This window comes from Microbispora hainanensis, from assembly GCF_036186745.1.
In the GTDB taxonomy this organism is placed as follows: Bacteria; Actinomycetota; Actinomycetes; order Streptosporangiales; family Streptosporangiaceae; genus Microbispora.
Genome location: NZ_CP108086.1, coordinates 7,479,659 through 7,495,777 on the forward strand (window position 1 = coordinate 7,479,659; position 16,119 = coordinate 7,495,777).

A 16,119-nucleotide genomic window follows, 5' to 3' on the forward strand; every position below is an offset into this window, starting at 1 on the left:
GTGCTCTCTTGCCGGCCCGTCAGCCGCCGATGGCCGACATCGGGCGGGCCGGCTGGAGGAACGCGGGGTCGTCGATGCCGTGCCCGGCCCGCTTCCCCCGCACCGCCGCGACCCACCGCGCCGTCAGTTCCTCGTCCGTGGCGCCCGAGCGCAGGGCCGTACGCAGGTCTGATTCCTCGGTGGCGAACAGGCAGTTGCGGACCTGGCCGTCGGCGGTGATCCGGACGCGGTCGCAGGCGCCGCAGAACGGCCGGGTGACCGAGCCGATCACGCCCACCCGGTGCGGGCCGCCGTTCACCAGGAACAGCTCGGCGGGCGCGCTGCCCCGCTCGCGCGGGTCGTCTTCGGTGAGGTCGAAGGAGTCCTTCAGCAGCCCGAGGATCTCGTCGGCCGTGATCATGTCGTCGCGGCGCCAGCCGTGCTGGGCGTCGAGCGGCATCTGCTCGATGAAGCGCAGTTCATATCCCTGGTCGATGCAGTAGCGCAGCAGCGGAGCGGCCTCGTGCTCGTTGACGCCGCGCATCAGCACCGCGTTGACCTTGACCGGCGTGAGTCCCGCCGCCGTGGCCGCGGCGAGCCCGTCCAGCACGTCGCGGAGCCGGTCCCGGTGCGCCAGCCGTACGAACACGTCGCGGTCCAGCGTGTCCAGCGAGACGTTGACGCGGTCGAGACCGGCCTGGGCGAGCGGCTCCGCCAGGCGGGCCAGGCCGATGCCGTTGGTCGTCAGCGACACCTGGGGACGCGGGCGCAGCGCGGCGGTCGCGGCCACGATCTCGGGCAGCTCCCGCCGCAGCAGCGGCTCGCCACCGGTGAAGCGGACCTCCCGGATGCCGAGCCGCTCCACGCCGATCGTCACCAGGCGGACGATCTCCTCGCCGGTGAGCAGCTCGGGCTTGGGCAGCCAGTCGAGGCCCTCGGGCGGCATGCAATAGGAGCATCGCAGGTTGCACCGGTCGGTCAGCGACACCCTCAGATCGGTCGCGACCCGGCCGAACGAGTCAACCAGCACGTGAGGACCTCCAACCCCAGAGAGCCTCAAGCCTAAGCCCTGCCGTCATGATGGCGACAACCTCGGCCGCCCCGCCGTGATTCCCCCACTCCGGGACGGAACGGATCCCTCGCGATCAGCGGTCGCGACGGCGCTCGATCCGCTTGCTCCGGGCCACCTCGCGGCGGTGCTCGGCCAGCGCGCGCTCCCGCTCACGCCGGTTCACCCGCGCCGCTCCCTTGGCGTTCTCCATTTCGAGCCGCAGCGCCTCCTGGGCCGCCGTGCCACGCCGCGTGACCCGGGCCGCCGCACGGGCGGCGAGCTTGGCCGCCCGCTTGGGATTGACCCGCCGGTCCCCGCGCTCCTCCACGGGTACGGCGGGGGCCGCCTCGGCGCGTTCGAGCAGGGCGACTCCGTGCCGCATGAGGAACGCGTACAGCTCGGGGTCGGTGGGCTCGGAGCCGAGCACGAACCGGGTCGCGCGAAGCTCGCCACCTTCGACGATCTCCAGGACGCCCACCCAGAACGGGTTCTCGAAGTAGACGGACAGGGACACCACGATGCCTCCACAGGTATGCCGACAGGCGGCTTGGCGAAGCCGCTTTCCGGCACACCGGACATCCTCCGAGGCGCCCCGAGGGGGACACGAGAGGCGGATACAAGACCGCCGGCACCGGTCGGAACCGAGAGCGGCGGGTGCCCGGGCTACCGACCGGGACCGCGTTTTCGTGTGCGAAACCCAGCTTAACGACCATGTCTCCGGCACGGCCATCACCTTTCCGGAGCGGCGGGCGGAACGCGGGGCAGACTGATGGGCATGGAGCCGATCTCTCTCGACGCCCGTGCCGGGGAACTCCTCGATCGCGCCGCCACGGCGTCCAGCGGGCGCGCGGCCGACACCGTTTATGGCGGCCACGAGCACGCGCTGCGCCAGACACTGCTCGCCCTGACGGCCGGGACCGGCCTCGCCGAGCACGAGAGCCCGGGTGACGCGACCCTTCTGGTGCTGCGTGGTCATGTACGGCTGAGCAGCGGCGACGCCTCCTGGGAAGGACGCTCCGGCGACCTGCTGACCATCCCGGACGCCCGGCACGCGCTCGACGCCGTGGAGGACAGCGCGGTCCTGCTCACCGTCGTCAAACGCCCCTGAGCACGCCCGCGGCGCGCCCCTCACCAGGCTGCGGTCCGGGGCTAGGCGGCCTGGAGGAGGCAGCCGAGGGCGAGCAGCGACACGACCTTCACGACCTCCAGGGCCACGTAGTAGAGGTGCGCTCTCGACCTGTGCCGCGCCGGGTCCTCTCCGGACAGGACGCGGTCGGAGCTGCGGTTGAGCGGCGGGCGTACGACGGCGATCTGGATCGCCAGGACGACGGCGGCGACCACCGTGAGCGCGACCACGACGGGGCCCGGCGATCCGGTGGCGACCGCCACGATCACGACGATGGCCAGCATGGCCTCGGCGGCGTTGAGCGCCCGGAACACGAGCCGGCCGATGCCGAGCCCGATCGGGATCGTCACCCCCGGCGCGCGGAACTTCAACGGCGCCTCGATGAAGGAGATCGCCAGCACCATCCCGAGCCAGACGAAGGTGGCCGCACCGCCCACGGCGGCCGAGACGGAGTTCATCGCCGCGCTCCTCTCGCACATGTGAAACCGGCGGGGGCGGGGCCGGGATCCGGTGAGCCGTCCCACCGGTCATGACGTCCGCCGCCCTCGCCCAGGGTTCCACGCGCGCCCGCCGGTCCCCGATCCAGGGTCACGTGCGGGCGGAGATCACGCACCCCGTCGCTCACCACGACCTCGACGCCCCGTACGCCCAGCGCCTCAGATGCACAGTGCCTCAGATCCCCCGCGCCTCAGATCCCCCGCGCCTCAGATCCCCCGCGCCTCGGACCTCCGATGCCCTCGGATCCCCAGCGCCTCGGACGCCCAGCGCCTCGGACGCCCAGCGCCATAGACCCCGGCGCCTCACACTCCCGATGCCTCGGATCCCCATGCCCTCATGCCCCTCGGGCGCCGGCCGGCCGGGCCGGGCGCTCCGTCCGATCACGGCGGTTCGATCACGGGGTGGTCGCGGGCGTCATCTCCAGCCGGTCCGTTGCCGCAGCCAGGCCAGGGCCTGCCGGCCCTGGGCGAGCTGGAACGCGCGGAGCGTGGGCAGGCCCGGCGGCGGGGGAAGGCTTCCCCTCTGCAGGAAGTAGCCGGTCTGGGCGGCGAGAACCGCGGTGACCGCGTCGGGGTCCGCCTTCGCCGCGACCGGGTGGCCGTCGAAGACCTCGGCCGGCGGCGGCCCGCCCTGCATGGCCACGCTCGGGAGCATCCCGAGGAGGTCGAACCACGGGGCCGCCAGGCACGCCCAGGGCCAGTCCACCACGTAGACGCGCCCGTCGGCGGTGAGCAGCAGGTTGTCGGCCCGGAGGTCGGCGTGGGCCATCGTGTCGCCCTCCACCGCCCGGTCCCAGCCCGCCTCCAGCTCCGCCAGCCGGTCCAGATGCCGCCGGGCCCACGCCACGTCGGATCCGTCCTCGCCGGGACGCAGGGAGCCCGGCCCGCCCGAACCCAGGCCGCGCGAGCCCGGGCCACCCGAGCCCGGGCCGTCCGCGCCGAGGCCGTCCGCGCCGAGGCTGCCCGAGCCGGCAGCCAGGCGCCGCCATCCCTGGTATTCCTCCGCGAGCCGCTCGCCGGCCGACGGCACGGCCACGGGCGCGGGGGTGAGCGTCTCGGCCAGATCGGCCACCGCGCCGAGCACGAGGCCGAGCTCCGCCACCGTCCAGGGCTGGGCGGGGGTGCGGCCCTCGACGTCCTCGAACAGCAGGACCACCCAGCCGTCCTCGTCGAAGGAGGCGAGCAGCCGGGGCGCGGGCGCCGTGGCCGGCAGCGCGGCGGCCACCCGGGCCTCCGCTCGGTGGATGCCGGGGCTGATCGGGTTCGGCTCGGGCCCGACCGCCTTGACGAAGGCCCTGCCCCCACCGGCGAGCCGCAGGCGGGCCGCCACGCCCGGGGAGAACCCGCCGGGCTGGGTGACGGCCTCGGCCACGTGATCTCCGAGGTGCCGCTCGACGGCCAGCCGCAGGTGCGAGGGCACCGCGGTCCACGGCAGTCGTACGCCGCCGGCGGGCGGGGGCGGGCCGTCACCGGTACGGCGACGCCGCTGCTCCTCGTCCAGGCCGGCGCGGTCCCGGGAATCGTCGCTCATCCCGGCATGATGGGCGACGGGCGGGTAGGGCGGCAAACGACTTTCGCCTCGATATTCGGTTGGGATTCCCGCCGGTGCCCGGCACAGTGGATCTCGACCCAAGAAGGAGTTCCAACCATGCCGAAGCACATCGCCCCGAAGGTGCTGTCCTGGGCGAGCGAGATCGACGACGGGACGATCGACCAGGCCGCCCGGGCGGCGCGCCTGCCGTTCGTGCCCGGTCATGTCGCGCTCATGCCCGACGCACACGTCGGGATCGGGGCGACGGTCGGCTCCGTCATCCCGACGGAGGGCGCGATCATCCCGTCCGCCGTCGGCGTGGACATCGGCTGCGGCATGGTCGCGACCGAGACCACGCTCACGGCCGCCGACCTGCCCGACTCGCTCGACCCGCTGATGCGGCTGGTGGAGCGGCGCATCCCGGCGGGAGTGGGCAAGGGGCACGACGACCGGGCGGTGGACCGGGCGCTCGGCGACCTCGGCCGGCCGCACACCGGCCTGACGCCCAAGCAGGAGAACACCGTGGCCTGCCAGTTCGGGACCCTCGGCTCGGGCAACCACTTCGTGGAGGTCTGCCTCGACGAGCGCGACCGGGTGTGGACCGTGCTGCACTCCGGCTCGCGCGGGATCGGCAACCAGCTCGCCACCGCGCACATCAACGGCGCGAAGCGGCTCATGCGCAGCCTCGGGATCGGGATGGAGGACTACGACCTCGCCTACTTCACCCAGGGCACCCCGGAGTTCACCGCGTACATCGAGGACATGCTGTGGGCGCAGCGCTACGCGATGGCGTCGCGGGCGCGGATGGACAAGGTGCTGAGCGATGCGCTGTTCCGCGTCGTCGGCTCCGGCGCCCGGGTCCGCACGATCAACTGCCACCACAACTTCACGCAGCTGGAGGTCCATGACGGCAAGGAGCTGTGGATCACCCGCAAGGGCGCGATCAAGGCGGACACCGGGGACGAGGGCGTGATCCCGGGCTCGATGGGCACCCGCTCCTACATCGTGCGCGGGCGGGGCAACCCGCTGTCGTACAACTCCTGCTCGCACGGCGCGGGGCGCAGGATGTCGCGGAGCCGGGCGAAGCGCGAGCTGTCGGCGGCGTCGCTCAAGGAGGCGATGCGCGGGCGGACCTGGAACGCCGACCGTGCCGCCGCGCTGGTCGACGAGCACCCGGAGGCGTACAAGCCGATCGACCAGGTGATGGCGGACCAGAAGGACCTCGTGGAGGTCCGGCACACGCTGCGCCAGGTGTTCAACTACAAGGGATGAACCGCCGGGCGCGGCCGTTTCGCCCCCGCCGTCTCGGGGGGCGCGGCCGCCCCGGCCGGCCGCAGGACGAAGCCGCTCGCCACCCGGGCAGGGATCCGGTAGGGCGAGATGGTGAGGTCCTGCTCCGGCACGGTGTAGTCCAGCTTCGCCAGTCGAGGAGCGAGGGCCTTCAGCAAGCCCACGGCGACCGGCTCTCCCGGGCACCGGTGGCCGGTCACCGGGTCGCCCCCGCCCTGCGGGATCAGGTCGTACGGGCCGATCCCTCGGCCGATGAAGCGCTGCGGGTCGAAGGTATACGGGTGCGGCCAGAGCGCCGGATCGTGGTTCTGGCCCCAGATGTCGAGCAGCACGAGCCAGTCGGCCAGGATCTGCTCGCCCTTCCAGGTGAGGTCCTTGACGGCCGTTCCCGCCACGAACGGCGCGAACGGGTAGAAGCGCCGCACCTCATGGGCGAACGCCTCGGCGTACGTGCCGTCGGTGTCCTCGGTCAGGCGGACCCGGGTGACCTGCCAGTGGTGCAGCGCGTGCGCGGCGAACGTGACGAACCAGCTCACCGCGACCGTGGGACGCACCAGGTTGAGCAGCTCGACCGCGGCGATCCGGGGTGCGAGCCGCTCCCCGTCGGGCTCCAGGTGGCGGGCGACCACGGCGAGCGCCGAGGTGTCCGGCACCCGCAGGGCGCCGCGGCGCACCTCCCCGACCAGTCCCGCCAGCCACGCCTCGCGGCGCTTTCGGGCGGCGCGGGCCCGCCAGTGCCGCGGGCCCGGTGACCCGAAGCCGTCGACCAGCGCGACGAGGTCGCCGGCGAGGGGCCCGGTTTCCTCCTCGGCGAGCGGGATGCCCGCCCACCGGCACGCACCCCGGGTGAGGACGCGGGCGGCCTCGTCGAAGAGCACGACGTCTCCCCTGCCGTGCCACGTCGCCACCGCCGCGTACCACGCCGCGGTGGCCTCGCCCACCAGGGAGGCGACGCTTTCCGGCGTCATCAGGGACATGAACATGCCCTTGCGCGCCCTGTGCGCGGCCTGGTCGAGCGTGTGCACCGCGCCGTGGCCGAACAACGTGCTCTTGATCGGCTCGGGCAGCGCGGGTGCCCGCTGGACGTGGTTGTCGTCGTAGAAGAACCTGACGGCGTCCGGCCCGCGCAGCACGACGGCGTCCCGGCCCATCAGCCGGGTGCGGGCCATCGCTGCCTGGCCCATCTCTGTCTGGGCACTCTCTCCGTGGCCCATCTTTCCCTGGGCGATCACTCCCTGGGCCTCCCGCCAACGGGCCGGCAGCCAGGCGTAGCCCTCGAGCAGCAGGAGCAGCGTGGTGTCGAGCAGCGGCATACGTCCTGACTGCCCCCGCCTGTCCGCCGGAAACGGACACCGCCCGCCCGGCCGGAGCGGACGGGCGGGGCAGGACGGGCGGGGCAGGATGGACGGCGGTCAGCCTTGGATACAGGTGCCGCCGTTCAGCCGGAAGCCGGTGGGATCGGGGTTGGCACCGGTGTGGCTGCCGTTGAACCCGATCTGCAGGGACCCGCCGCCCTGGATCACCGAGTTCCACGGCATGGCCACGGCGGTGACGTCCTTTCCGGACTGGGACCAGGTGGCCGACCAGCCGCTGGTGACCTTCTGCCCGGCGTCCGGGAGGACGAAGCGCAGCGTCCAGTTGTCGATCGGCGTCTGGCCCAGGTTGATGATCGTCACGCTTGCCGAGAAGCCGCCGCTCCACGACCACGCCGTGTATTCGATCTTGCAGTTGACCGGCGGCGGCGTGTAGGTGGGATAGCCGCCGGACGCCGTGGCGATCACCACGTCGGACGGCGGGCTGACGTTGCCGGCGGCGTCCTTGGCCGCGACGAAGTAGGAGTACGACTGGCCGGTGACGAGGTTGCCCTCGGTGAAGTACGTGCCGATGGACGTGCCCACCCGCGTCCAGCCGGTGGCGGTGCGCCGGTAGACGTCATAGCCGACGACCCGGACGTCGTCGGTGGACCCCGTCCAGCACAGCGAGGTCCCCTTGAAGTCGGGAATGCAGTTGGGCCGCAGTCCGGCAGGCCTGGTCGGCGGCGTGGTGTCGTCAGGGGCGGGGGTCGGCGTCGGTCCCGCGCCGAGCGCCGGGGCGCTGACCAGCGCGCTGGGCGGGCTCACGTTGCCCGCGGCGTCCTTGGCGACGACGTAGAACGTGTAGGTCCGGTCCCCGCCGCCCAGCCCGGTGACGACGGCCGTCGTACGGGAGGTGGAGGCCACCGAGACGAAACCGTCGGCGGTGAGGAGGAACACCTCATATTCGGTGACCCCGGTGGCGTCGGAGGACGCGGTCCAGCACAGGCCGACCGAACCCTGGAAGCTCCCGCTCGGCGGCGGGGGCGGCGGGCACGCCCGCAGGTCCCCCGGCCCCGTCGGCGGCCTCACGTCCGCTCCCGGCGAGGCCGAGGGCGACGGCGAGACCGTGGTCAGCATGCGGACGGCGTGCATCTGGGCCACACTGCCCGCGAGCACGGGCGGCGCGGTGATGTTGGCCGCCAGCAGCGCGGCGGCGACGGCGCCCGCCGCAACCCATCCGGCAGGCCATGACAGTCTGGGCACAGCTCCCACCTTCCGGAGACGAAGTCCGCCAACGATGTAGCCCGGATGATCGGTCGGCCGAGGGAACCGGTCAAAGGACCGGCCGCGTCCCCGCCGGTCGTTCCGCAAGAACCGTGAAAATTTCAGCCGAGCGGCCCGGGTGGCGAGCACAACGGCCGGCCACCGGGCCCTCTCACCACGGCCCGCCCCACACGGAGGCGGGCCGTACGGCGGCGGGGATCAGCTCACCACGCAGGTGCGGAGGTTGAGGGTGAAGCTCCGGGGATCGGGGTTGGCGCCGGTGTGGGTGCCGTTGAACCCGATGTGCACGGACGCACCGGGCTTGATCGTCGCGTTCCAGTCCGCGTTCACGGCCGTGACGTCCCTGCCCGACTGGGACCAGGTCGCCGAATAGCCGCTGGTGAGCTGTTGTCCCTGCTCGGGGAAGGCGAAGCGCAGCTCCCACCCGTCGATGTCGGCGGAACCGATGTTGGTGATCTTCACATTGGCTCCGAAGCCGCCGGGCCACGTCCAGGAGTCGTATTCGACCCGGCACGTCGCCGCGGGGGTCGGGGAGGCCGAGTGGGTGGGGTAGTCGCTCGGCACCGTGGAGGTCACCAGGTCGGACGGCTCGCTGACGTTGCCGGCGGCGTCCTTGGCCACGACAACGTAGACGTACGAGCGACCGGGCGAGAAGTACATGTACTGCTGACCCGGGACGTTGCTGTAGCCGGCCTCGGTGAAGGACCGAGCCGTGGCGGGCAGGTCTCTGGCCACCCGCGCCCAGCCGGTGTCGGTGCGCCGGTAGACGTCATAGCCGACGACCCGGACGTCGTCGGTGGACCCCGTCCAGCACAGCGACGTCCCGTTGAAGTCGGGCACGCAGTCGCCCTGCAGCCCCGTCGGCTTGGTCGGCTGCGTGGTGTCGGTCGGGGCGGGGGTCGGCGTCGGTCCCGCGCCCAGTGCCGGGGCGCTGACCAGCGCGCTCGGCGGGCTCACGTTGCCGGCGGCGTCCCTGGCGACGACGTAGAACGCGTAGGTCCGGTCGCCGCCCAGCCCGGTGACGACGGCCGTCGTCTGGAAGGTGGAGGCCACCAGGACGAAACCGTTCGCCGTGAGCATGTACACCCTGTATTCGGCGACCCCGGTGTTGTCGGTGGACGCCGTCCAGCACAGGCCGACCGAACCCTGGAAGCTCCCGCTCGGCGGCGGGGGCGGCGGGCACGCCCGCAGGTCCCCCGGCCCCGTCGGCGGCCTCACGTCCGCTCCCGGCGAGGCCGAGGGCGACGGCGAGACCGTGGTCAGCATGCGGACGGCGTGCATCTGGGCCACACTGCCCGCGAGCACGGGCGGCGCGGTGATGTTGGCCGCCAGCAGCACGGCGGCGACGGCGCCCGCCGCAACCCATCCGGCAGGCCATGACAGTCTGGGCACAGCTCCCACCTTCCGGAGACGAAGTCCGCCAACGATGTAGCCCGGATGATCGGTCGGCCGAGGGAACCGGTCAAAGGACCGGCCGCGTCCCCGCCGGTCGTTCCGTAAGGATTGTGAAACTTTCACCTGGGCAGGGCGCCGATACCGTGGCGAGATGAAGATCGTGGTCACCGGCGCGGCCGGTTTCATCGGGAGCGGCGTCGCCGGGTTGCTGCGCGACGCCGGGCATGAGGTGCGAGGATTCGACCTGCGCGGCGGCGAGGACGTCACGGTGGGCGACGTGCGGGATGAGGACGCCGTCGCCCGCGCGGTCGCCGGAGCCGACGCCGTGGTGCACCAGGCGGCCAAGGTCGGCCTGGGCGTCGACGTGTCCGACCTGCCGGCGTACGTGTCGGTCAACGCCCTCGGGACCGCGGTGCTGCTCGCCGCGATGGCGCGGCACGGGGTCTCCCGGCTGGTCCTGGCGTCATCGATGGTCATCTACGGCGAGGGCGTCTACGACTGCGCCGAACACGGCCGGGTGCGGCCCGGCCCCCGGGCCGAGAAGGACCTGGCCGAGGGGCGGTTCGAGCCGGTGTGCCCGCGCTGCGGGCGCCCCCTGTCGCCGGGAACCGTGGACGAGGACGTCGCGCCCGATCCGCGCAACGCGTACGCCACGAGCAAGCTCGCCCAGGAGCACCTCGCGGCCAACTGGGCCCGTGAGACCGGCGGCGTGGCGGTCGCCCTGCGCTACCACAACGTGTACGGCCCGGGGATGCCTCGCGACACCCCCTACTCCGGGGTGGCCGCGATCTTCCGGTCCGCGCTGGAGGCGGGGCGGGCGCCGCTGGTGTTCGAGGACGGCGGCCAGCGCAGGGACTTCGTCCACGTCGGCGACGTCGCGGCGGCCAACCTCGCCGCGCTGGACACGCTGGAGGCCGCCCCGCCCGGCCGGCTCCGCGCGTACAACGTGGCCAGCGGCGAGCCCCACACGATCGGCGACCTGGCCGAGGCGCTCAGCGTGGCCCGGGGCGGGCCCGCGCCGGAGGTCACCGGCCGCTACCGGCTGGGCGACGTCCGGCACATCGTGGCCTCCCCGGACCGCGCCGCCGCCGACCTCGGCTTCCGGGCGCGGATCCGCTTCGCCGACGGCATGCGGGAGTTCGCCCACGCCCCTCTCGGGACGGCCGGCTGAGTCACCAGGGAGATTTCACGAAGCCCTGCAGCAGCAGGCCCACCACCGCCTGCACCACGAGCAGGCGGCGGTCGCCCTCCCGGCCGGTTCCGGTGCGTCCGGCCGCCGCGGCGACCCACAGGGCGTACGGCAGCCAGATCCGCTCCACCTCGCCCCTGGTGACGCCGCTGACGTCGAGGGCGAGCACCGCGACCAGGGCCGCCATCGGCAGGATCCGGTCGCGGGCACGTCCCTGGGCCACGAGGCCGGCGGCGGTGGCCGGGCCGGTCACCAGGGCGAGCACGGCCAGGTTGGCGACCAGGAAGTACAGGTAGGGCCGTTCTGCGCCGGGATCGGCCGCCCACTCGGCGTGGGTGGCGAGCACACCGGCCGGCCACCAGAACCCCCCGGCGGCGAACAGCGCGCTCACCGCGGCCATCCCCGCCAGGCAGGCGGCCACGGTCGAACGCGGCACCCCCACCACGAGCGCCGCGACGAGGGGGACGAGCAGGAACGGCACCATGCCGTAGCTGAGGTAGGGCAGCGCGCCCAGCGCCAGCCCCGCGCCGAGGCCGAGCACCACCCGGCCCGCCCGGCTCCGCGCGCCGAGCACCAGCAGCGCCGTCCCCCACGCCCCCACGCCCGCGAAGAACGCGTCCATGGTCGTCGCGATCCACACCGCCGCCGGGCACAGGGCGAGGTGGGGCAGCACGCGCCGGGCCGCGTCCTCCCCCGCGACGCGCCACACGGTCAGGCCGATCGCGACCGTGGCAGAGCACCCCGTCACGACCACGAGGAGGGCGGCCCAGAACGGCCCGGGCAGCCCGATGGCCGCCAGCGCCCACAGCACCAGCACCGGCAGCGGCGGATGACCTCGTACGTGCGTGGGATAGGCAGGCAGATCCCGGGTGAACCCGGCGAGCCAGCCGAGGGGATCGTCGCCCACGGCCCCGAGCCCGGCCAGGTACTCCTGCGGGTGGGTGAACGGCCACGCCAGCCCGTCCCCCGACACCGCCAGCAGCACCGTCCACGCGAGCGACGCGGCGAAGGCCGCGGCCGGCGCCGCGCGCATCGGCGGGTTCGCGGTCAGCCGGGGCAGCACGGGGACCGCGACCGCGGCGAAGACCACGGCAGGAAGCAGCGCGGGCGTGGGCAGGCGCGCCAGCGCGTGCAGCGGCGGCAGGTGGTCGATGCGCAGCACCCCGCGGGCGTGCAGCAGCCCGCCCACCGCGAACGCGCCCACCACCAGCGCCGCCCAGACCACCAGCGCCCGCTGCCGGGCCGTGAGCGCCCTCCACCGCGCCGCCGGCGCAGCCCGTCCGCCCGCCGGCGAGCCCTGCCGCTCCGCCGGCGCCCCCTGTCGTGCCGTCACGACCGCCACCGTAGGCGCACCGTGGCCGCCGTCCGGACCCTCTGGGCAGCCCCGTAGTCACTTCGTAAGAACTCGGCGGCCCCCTGGGCTCTAGCTTCTGCGGCATGCAGATCGATGTGGTGCTTCCCTGCCTCGACGAGGCGGCGGCGCTGCCCTGGGTGCTCGGCCGCATGCCGGACGGCTACCGGCCCATCGTGGTGGACAACGGATCCACCGACGGGTCGGCCGAGGTCGCCGCCCGGCACGGCGCGCTCGTGGTGAGCGAGCCCAGGCCGGGCTTCGGCGCCGCCTGCCACGCGGGCCTGGAGGCGGCGACCGCCCCCGTCGTGTGTTTCATGGACGCCGACGCCTCCCTGGATCCCCGGCAGCTTCCGTACGTCGCGGAGGATGTGGTGCGCGGCGACTCCGACCTGGTGCTGGGCCGCCGCAGGCCCGTCACCGCGTCGGCCTGGCCCGCGCACGCCCGGCTGGGCAACCAGGTGCTCGCCTGGCGGCTGCGCCGCCGCACCGGCGCGCCCCTGCACGACCTCGGCCCGATGCGCGCCGCCCGCCGTACGGCGCTGCTGGACCTGGGCCTGCGGGACCGGCGGTTCGGCTACCCGCTGGAGATGGTGCTGCGGGCGAGCGAGGCGGGCTGGCGCATCGGCGAGGTCGACGTCGACTACCTGCCGCGGGTGGGCCACTCGAAGGTGACGGGGACGGTCCGCGGCACCGTGCGTACGGTGCGCGACATGTGGCGGGCGGCGTGACGCCGGCCACGGGCGGGGCCGCGGCGCAGCTCGTCGTGATCGCCAAGTCGCCCGTGCCGGGGGCAGTGAAGACCCGGCTCACGCCGCCGTACACGGCTCAAGAGGCCGCCGCGCTCGCGGAGGCGGCACTGCGCGACACCCTGTCGGCCGTCGCCGCCACCCCCGCCGCGCGCCGGGTGCTGGCCCTGCTCGGCGAGCCGGGGCCCTGGCTGCCCGCAGGGTGCGACGTGGTCGCGCAGCGGGGCGGCGACCTGGCCGAACGGCTGACCGCCGCCTTCGCCGACGCGTGGACGGCCCTTCCCGTGCCGGTCGTGCTGATCGGCATGGACACGCCGCAGGTCACCCCCGCGCTGCTGAGCGAGGCGGTGCGGCTGCTGGACGGGCACGACGTCGTGGTCGGCCCGGCCTCCGACGGCGGGTTCTGGCTGCTCGGGCAGCGCACGCCCGATCCCGCCCTGCTGGACGGGCTGCCGATGTCCCGGCCCGACACGGGCGCGCTGCTGATGGAGCGGATCCGCGCCGCGGGCGTGCGGACCGCTCTGCTGCCCGAGCTGACCGACGTGGACACCGCCGCGGACGCGCACGCGGTGGCCGCGCGGATCCCCTCCTCGCGGTTCGCGGCGACGCTGGCCGCCCTCGGCGCGGACGTCCCCGCGTGATCGGCCCGCTCTACGCCGAGTCGCTGGACGGCGCGCGAGTCGAGGTCGAGTCGGCCGACGGCGGCACCTGGCCGCTGGAGGCGTGGCGCTGGCTCCACGACGCCGAAGGGGACGAGGCCATGCTCGCCCGCTGCGCCGACCCCACGCTCGACGTGGGCTCGGGACCGGGGCGGCTGACCGTGGCGCTGACGAGGCGCGGCGTGCAGGCGCTCGGCATCGACGTCACCCCCCGGGCCGTACGGCTCACCCGCCTGGCCGGCGGGCGTGCCCTCTGTCGCGACGTGTTCGGCCACGTGCCCGGAGCGGGCCGCTGGGGCACCGTGCTGCTGGCCGACGGCAACATCGGCATCGGCGGCGACCCCGACGCCCTGCTGCGCCGGGCCCGCGAGCTGCTGCGTCCCGGCGGCGAGGTCGTCGCCGAGCTCGACCCGCCCGGCGCCGCGACCCGTACGGAACGGGTGCGGCTGCGGCGGGAGGGCAGGGTCACCGGGTGGTTCGCCTGGGCGCGGGTCAGCGTGTCGGACATCGGGCCGCTCGCCGCACGCACCGGCTTCCGCCCCGTGGAGGTGTGGACCGAGGCCGGCCGCTGGTTCTCGGTCCTGGGCTGAGCTCCGCGCCCCTCCACGGCCGAGGCGGCTACCGGGTGGTGTTCCTGGAGGGCGGCTACGTGGTGCTCGCCCGGCCGTGACCGGCCGCCTCACGCGCGCACGTACGCGTGCGGGGTCGTGCCGAAGGCGTGCTTGAACGACTGGATGAACGCGCTGGGGCCGCTGTAACCGCACGCGGCGGCCGTCGAGGTCACCGACCGGCCGCCGGCCAGCAGGATGAGCGCGTGATGCAGCCGAAGCTGGGTGCGCCACTGCGGGAAGCTCATGCCGGTCTCCGCGCGGAACAGCCTGCTGAGCGTGCGTTCCGACGCGCCCACCACCGCGCCCAGCTCGGCGAGCGTACGGCCGTCCGCCGGATCGGCCTCCAGGATCGCGGCCACGTCGCGCAGCCGGGGAACGGACGGCGTCGGCAGGCACAGCGGCAGCGCCTCGACCTCGCGGAGCTGGTCGAGCAGCACGCGTTCGAGGTTGGCCCGCTGACCCGGCGTCGGCTCGTCGTCGCCGGTCAGGGCGACCACGACCTCCCGCAGCAGAGGCGTGATCGCCATGACCGTGGGCCGGTCCAGCCGCAGCGGGTTGACCGTCGGGCCGAAGAGCAGCGCCCGCATCTCGGTCGGCCCGTACGCCTCGTGCGCGTGCGCCACTCCCGCCGGGATCCACACGCCCCGATGCGGTGGCACCACCCAGTCGCCGATCGGCGTCGAGATCCGCAACACCCCGCGATGCGGATGGATGAGCTGGTGGGAGGCGTGGTCGTGCCAGTCGATGCGCTGACGGTGGGCCAGCGGCACGCGGGACGCGCCGCCGCCGGAGGGATGGCGGGTTGCCGACATGAATCGGCAGAATATCGCTAGTTCGCCGCCAGGGTCGTCCGGGATGCTCGACGGAGCCTCTCAAGGAGACGATCAGTGACACAGACATCCGTTCAGGCGCCGGCGGCGCGGGCGGCGTCCGCGTGGCGGCGCATGTGGCTGTGGGCTACGGCGCACGCCGTCGACGACCTCTACCAGGGACTCGTGCCGGCCTGCGTGCCCTACTTCGTGCTCGACCGGCACTACGGCTACGTGGCGGCCTCCGGGCTGACGATGGCCGCGGCCCTGGGCAGTTCGATTCCGCAGCCGTTCATCGGCCTGGCCGTCGACCGATTCCGCCTGGGCTGGCTCGCCGCCGCCGGTGTCGCGCTGGCCGGGCTCGGCCTCGGCCTGTCCGGGCTGGTGGAGCCCTACCCCGTGGTCTGGGCCCTCGTGCTGCTGTCCGGGCTCGGCGTGGCCATGTTCCACCCGGCGGCGGGCAAGGGGGCCAGAGAGACGGCGGGAGACAGCGCGACGGCGATGAGCGTCTTCGCGGCGGGCGGGAGCGTCGGCTTCTTCCTCGCGCCCGTGCTGGCCACGCCCGTCCTCATCGCGATGGGCGTCGGCGCCACGGTCCTGTTCATCCCACCGGCCCTGCTCGTCGCGTTCGCGCTGCTCCGGAACCGGCCCCCGGCCCGGGCGGGCGCGGCGGGCACGCGCGCGGGCACCGACAGGTGGGCGCCGTTCATGGTCCTCACCGGCATCGAGGTCGTCAGGTCGGTGACGTTCTTCGGCGTGCTCACCTTCATCGAGCTGTTCTGGATCAGGCATCTCGACGCCGGACGCGGCCTCGCGGGCGCGGCCCTGGCCTGCTTCCTGGTCGGCGGGGTCGCGGGCACCCTCCTCGGGGGACGCCTCGCCGACCGGATGGGACTCGTGCGAACCGTGCAGATCGGCGGCCTGCTCGCCATACCCGCGCTCGCCGGGCTGCGCCTGCTGCCGGGGCCCTGCCTGCCGATGCTGTTCGCCGTGCTCGCGGGCATCGCGGTCAACATCCCGTTCGCCGTGCTGGTGAAGCTGGGCCAGGACTACCTGCCCAACCGGCCGGGCACCGCCGCCGGTGTCACGCTCGGGCTCGGCGTGAGCGTCGGCGGGCTCGCCGCGCCGGTGCTCGGCGTCACGGCGGAGGCGTACGGCCCGCAGGGCGTCTTCACCGTCCTCTGTCTGGTGCCGATCGCGGCCGTGGCACTGGGACTGTTCCTCCCCCGCAGGTGATTCCTTCAGGTGTCCCTGCTCTAGTAGGTGTCCCTGCTCTAGGTGTCCCTGCTCGGGGTCGTCGCGG

Annotated in this window: 16 protein-coding genes; 7 read left to right on the top strand and 9 right to left on the bottom strand. The window is 74.0% G+C overall.

Features of this window, described 5'->3' with window-relative positions:
- Positions 1 to 19: 19 nt before the first annotated feature.
- Positions 20 to 1,009: a GTP 3',8-cyclase MoaA gene (gene moaA / locus OHB01_RS34170; protein WP_142647424.1), complete on the bottom strand. Its 990-nt coding sequence runs from the start codon at positions 1,007 to 1,009 to the stop codon at positions 20 to 22.
- Between the two features lie 115 nt (positions 1,010 to 1,124).
- Entirely contained in the window at positions 1,125 to 1,547 is a 423-nt protein-coding gene (locus OHB01_RS34175; RefSeq protein ID WP_168065886.1) for a YjdF family protein, read from the bottom strand.
- A 258-nt stretch (positions 1,548 to 1,805) separates the two neighbouring features.
- Here OHB01_RS34175 and OHB01_RS34180 point away from each other — a divergent pair, with 258 nt between their 5' ends.
- Entirely contained in the window at positions 1,806 to 2,138 is a 333-nt protein-coding gene (locus OHB01_RS34180) for a cupin domain-containing protein (RefSeq protein ID WP_142647426.1), read from the top strand.
- Positions 2,139 to 2,179: 41 nt separating this feature from the next.
- Here the strand turns inward: OHB01_RS34180 and OHB01_RS34185 are convergent, their stop codons facing one another.
- Positions 2,180 to 2,614, bottom strand: coding sequence for a hypothetical protein (locus OHB01_RS34185; protein WP_328854527.1), 435 nt, complete (start codon positions 2,612 to 2,614; stop codon positions 2,180 to 2,182).
- A gap of 454 nt (positions 2,615 to 3,068) precedes the next feature.
- Positions 3,069 to 4,184, bottom strand: a complete 1,116-nt coding sequence (locus tag OHB01_RS34190; protein ID WP_328854528.1) for a phosphotransferase — start codon at positions 4,182 to 4,184, stop codon at positions 3,069 to 3,071.
- Between the two features lie 117 nt (positions 4,185 to 4,301).
- Here OHB01_RS34190 and OHB01_RS34195 point away from each other — a divergent pair, with 117 nt between their 5' ends.
- Positions 4,302 to 5,456: an RtcB family protein gene (locus OHB01_RS34195; protein ID WP_147942485.1), complete on the top strand. Its 1,155-nt coding sequence runs from the start codon at positions 4,302 to 4,304 to the stop codon at positions 5,454 to 5,456.
- Here OHB01_RS34195 and OHB01_RS34200 read toward each other — a convergent pair.
- From OHB01_RS34200 to OHB01_RS34210, 3 genes are all read right to left on the bottom strand, one after another.
- Positions 5,444 to 6,787: a cytochrome P450 gene (locus tag OHB01_RS34200; RefSeq protein ID WP_142647429.1), complete on the bottom strand. Its 1,344-nt coding sequence runs from the start codon at positions 6,785 to 6,787 to the stop codon at positions 5,444 to 5,446. The two genes, OHB01_RS34195 and OHB01_RS34200, sit on opposite strands and share 13 nt — an antisense overlap.
- A 99-nt stretch (positions 6,788 to 6,886) precedes the next feature.
- Positions 6,887 to 8,032, bottom strand: a complete 1,146-nt coding sequence (locus OHB01_RS34205) for a cellulose binding domain-containing protein (protein WP_142647430.1) — start codon at positions 8,030 to 8,032, stop codon at positions 6,887 to 6,889.
- Between the two features lie 219 nt (positions 8,033 to 8,251).
- Entirely contained in the window at positions 8,252 to 9,445 is a 1,194-nt protein-coding gene (locus OHB01_RS34210) for a cellulose binding domain-containing protein (RefSeq protein ID WP_328854529.1), read from the bottom strand.
- Positions 9,446 to 9,599: 154 nt separating this feature from the next.
- On the opposite strand from OHB01_RS34210, the gene OHB01_RS34215 reads away from it, so the two are divergent.
- Positions 9,600 to 10,619, top strand: a complete 1,020-nt coding sequence (locus OHB01_RS34215) for an NAD-dependent epimerase/dehydratase family protein (protein ID WP_142647432.1) — start codon at positions 9,600 to 9,602, stop codon at positions 10,617 to 10,619.
- Position 10,620: 1 nt separating this feature from the next.
- On the opposite strand, the gene OHB01_RS34220 is transcribed toward OHB01_RS34215, so the two are convergent.
- Entirely contained in the window at positions 10,621 to 11,970 is a 1,350-nt protein-coding gene (locus tag OHB01_RS34220) for a hypothetical protein (RefSeq protein WP_142647433.1), read from the bottom strand.
- 104 nt (positions 11,971 to 12,074) lie between these two features.
- On the opposite strand from OHB01_RS34220, the gene OHB01_RS34225 reads away from it, so the two are divergent.
- The 3 genes from OHB01_RS34225 to OHB01_RS34235 are packed head-to-tail and all read left to right on the top strand — an operon-like array spanning position 12,075 to position 13,986.
- Positions 12,075 to 12,719: a glycosyltransferase family 2 protein gene (locus tag OHB01_RS34225; RefSeq protein ID WP_185948966.1), complete on the top strand. Its 645-nt coding sequence runs from the start codon at positions 12,075 to 12,077 to the stop codon at positions 12,717 to 12,719.
- Positions 12,716 to 13,378, top strand: a complete 663-nt coding sequence (locus tag OHB01_RS34230) for a TIGR04282 family arsenosugar biosynthesis glycosyltransferase (RefSeq protein ID WP_221889908.1) — start codon at positions 12,716 to 12,718, stop codon at positions 13,376 to 13,378. Before OHB01_RS34225 ends, OHB01_RS34230 begins: the two co-directional genes overlap by 4 nt.
- Complete coding sequence (locus OHB01_RS34235; RefSeq protein WP_221889909.1) at positions 13,375 to 13,986, top strand: methyltransferase domain-containing protein; 612 nt, start codon at positions 13,375 to 13,377, stop codon at positions 13,984 to 13,986. The genes OHB01_RS34230 and OHB01_RS34235 overlap by 4 nt, the downstream gene beginning before the upstream one ends.
- Before the next feature lie 89 nt (positions 13,987 to 14,075).
- Here OHB01_RS34235 and OHB01_RS34240 read toward each other — a convergent pair whose 3' ends face one another.
- Positions 14,076 to 14,819, bottom strand: coding sequence for a helix-turn-helix transcriptional regulator (locus tag OHB01_RS34240; protein WP_328854530.1), 744 nt, complete (start codon positions 14,817 to 14,819; stop codon positions 14,076 to 14,078).
- Between the two features lie 75 nt (positions 14,820 to 14,894).
- Here OHB01_RS34240 and OHB01_RS34245 point away from each other — a divergent pair, with 75 nt between their 5' ends.
- A complete protein-coding gene (locus OHB01_RS34245; protein WP_261985663.1) occupies positions 14,895 to 16,052 on the top strand; it encodes an MFS transporter in 1,158 nt (385 codons plus the stop codon).
- Positions 16,053 to 16,119 lie beyond the last annotated feature (67 nt).

Excerpts from the sequence above, each read along its gene's own strand:
- OHB01_RS34180 (WP_142647426.1), top strand. The coding sequence starts at position 1,806 with ATGGAGCCGATCTCTCTCGACGCCCGTGCCGGGGAACTCCTCGATCGC.
- OHB01_RS34185 (WP_328854527.1), bottom strand. The coding sequence starts at position 2,614 with ATGAACTCCGTCTCGGCCGCCGTGGGCGGTGCGGCCACCTTCGTCTGG.
- OHB01_RS34190 (WP_328854528.1), bottom strand. The coding sequence starts at position 4,184 with ATGAGCGACGATTCCCGGGACCGCGCCGGCCTGGACGAGGAGCAGCGG.
- OHB01_RS34195 (WP_147942485.1), top strand. The coding sequence starts at position 4,302 with ATGCCGAAGCACATCGCCCCGAAGGTGCTGTCCTGGGCGAGCGAGATC.
- OHB01_RS34200 (WP_142647429.1), bottom strand. The coding sequence starts at position 6,787 with ATGCCGCTGCTCGACACCACGCTGCTCCTGCTGCTCGAGGGCTACGCC.
- OHB01_RS34215 (WP_142647432.1), top strand. The coding sequence starts at position 9,600 with ATGAAGATCGTGGTCACCGGCGCGGCCGGTTTCATCGGGAGCGGCGTC.
- OHB01_RS34225 (WP_185948966.1), top strand. The coding sequence starts at position 12,075 with ATGCAGATCGATGTGGTGCTTCCCTGCCTCGACGAGGCGGCGGCGCTG.
- OHB01_RS34240 (WP_328854530.1), bottom strand. The coding sequence starts at position 14,819 with ATGTCGGCAACCCGCCATCCCTCCGGCGGCGGCGCGTCCCGCGTGCCG.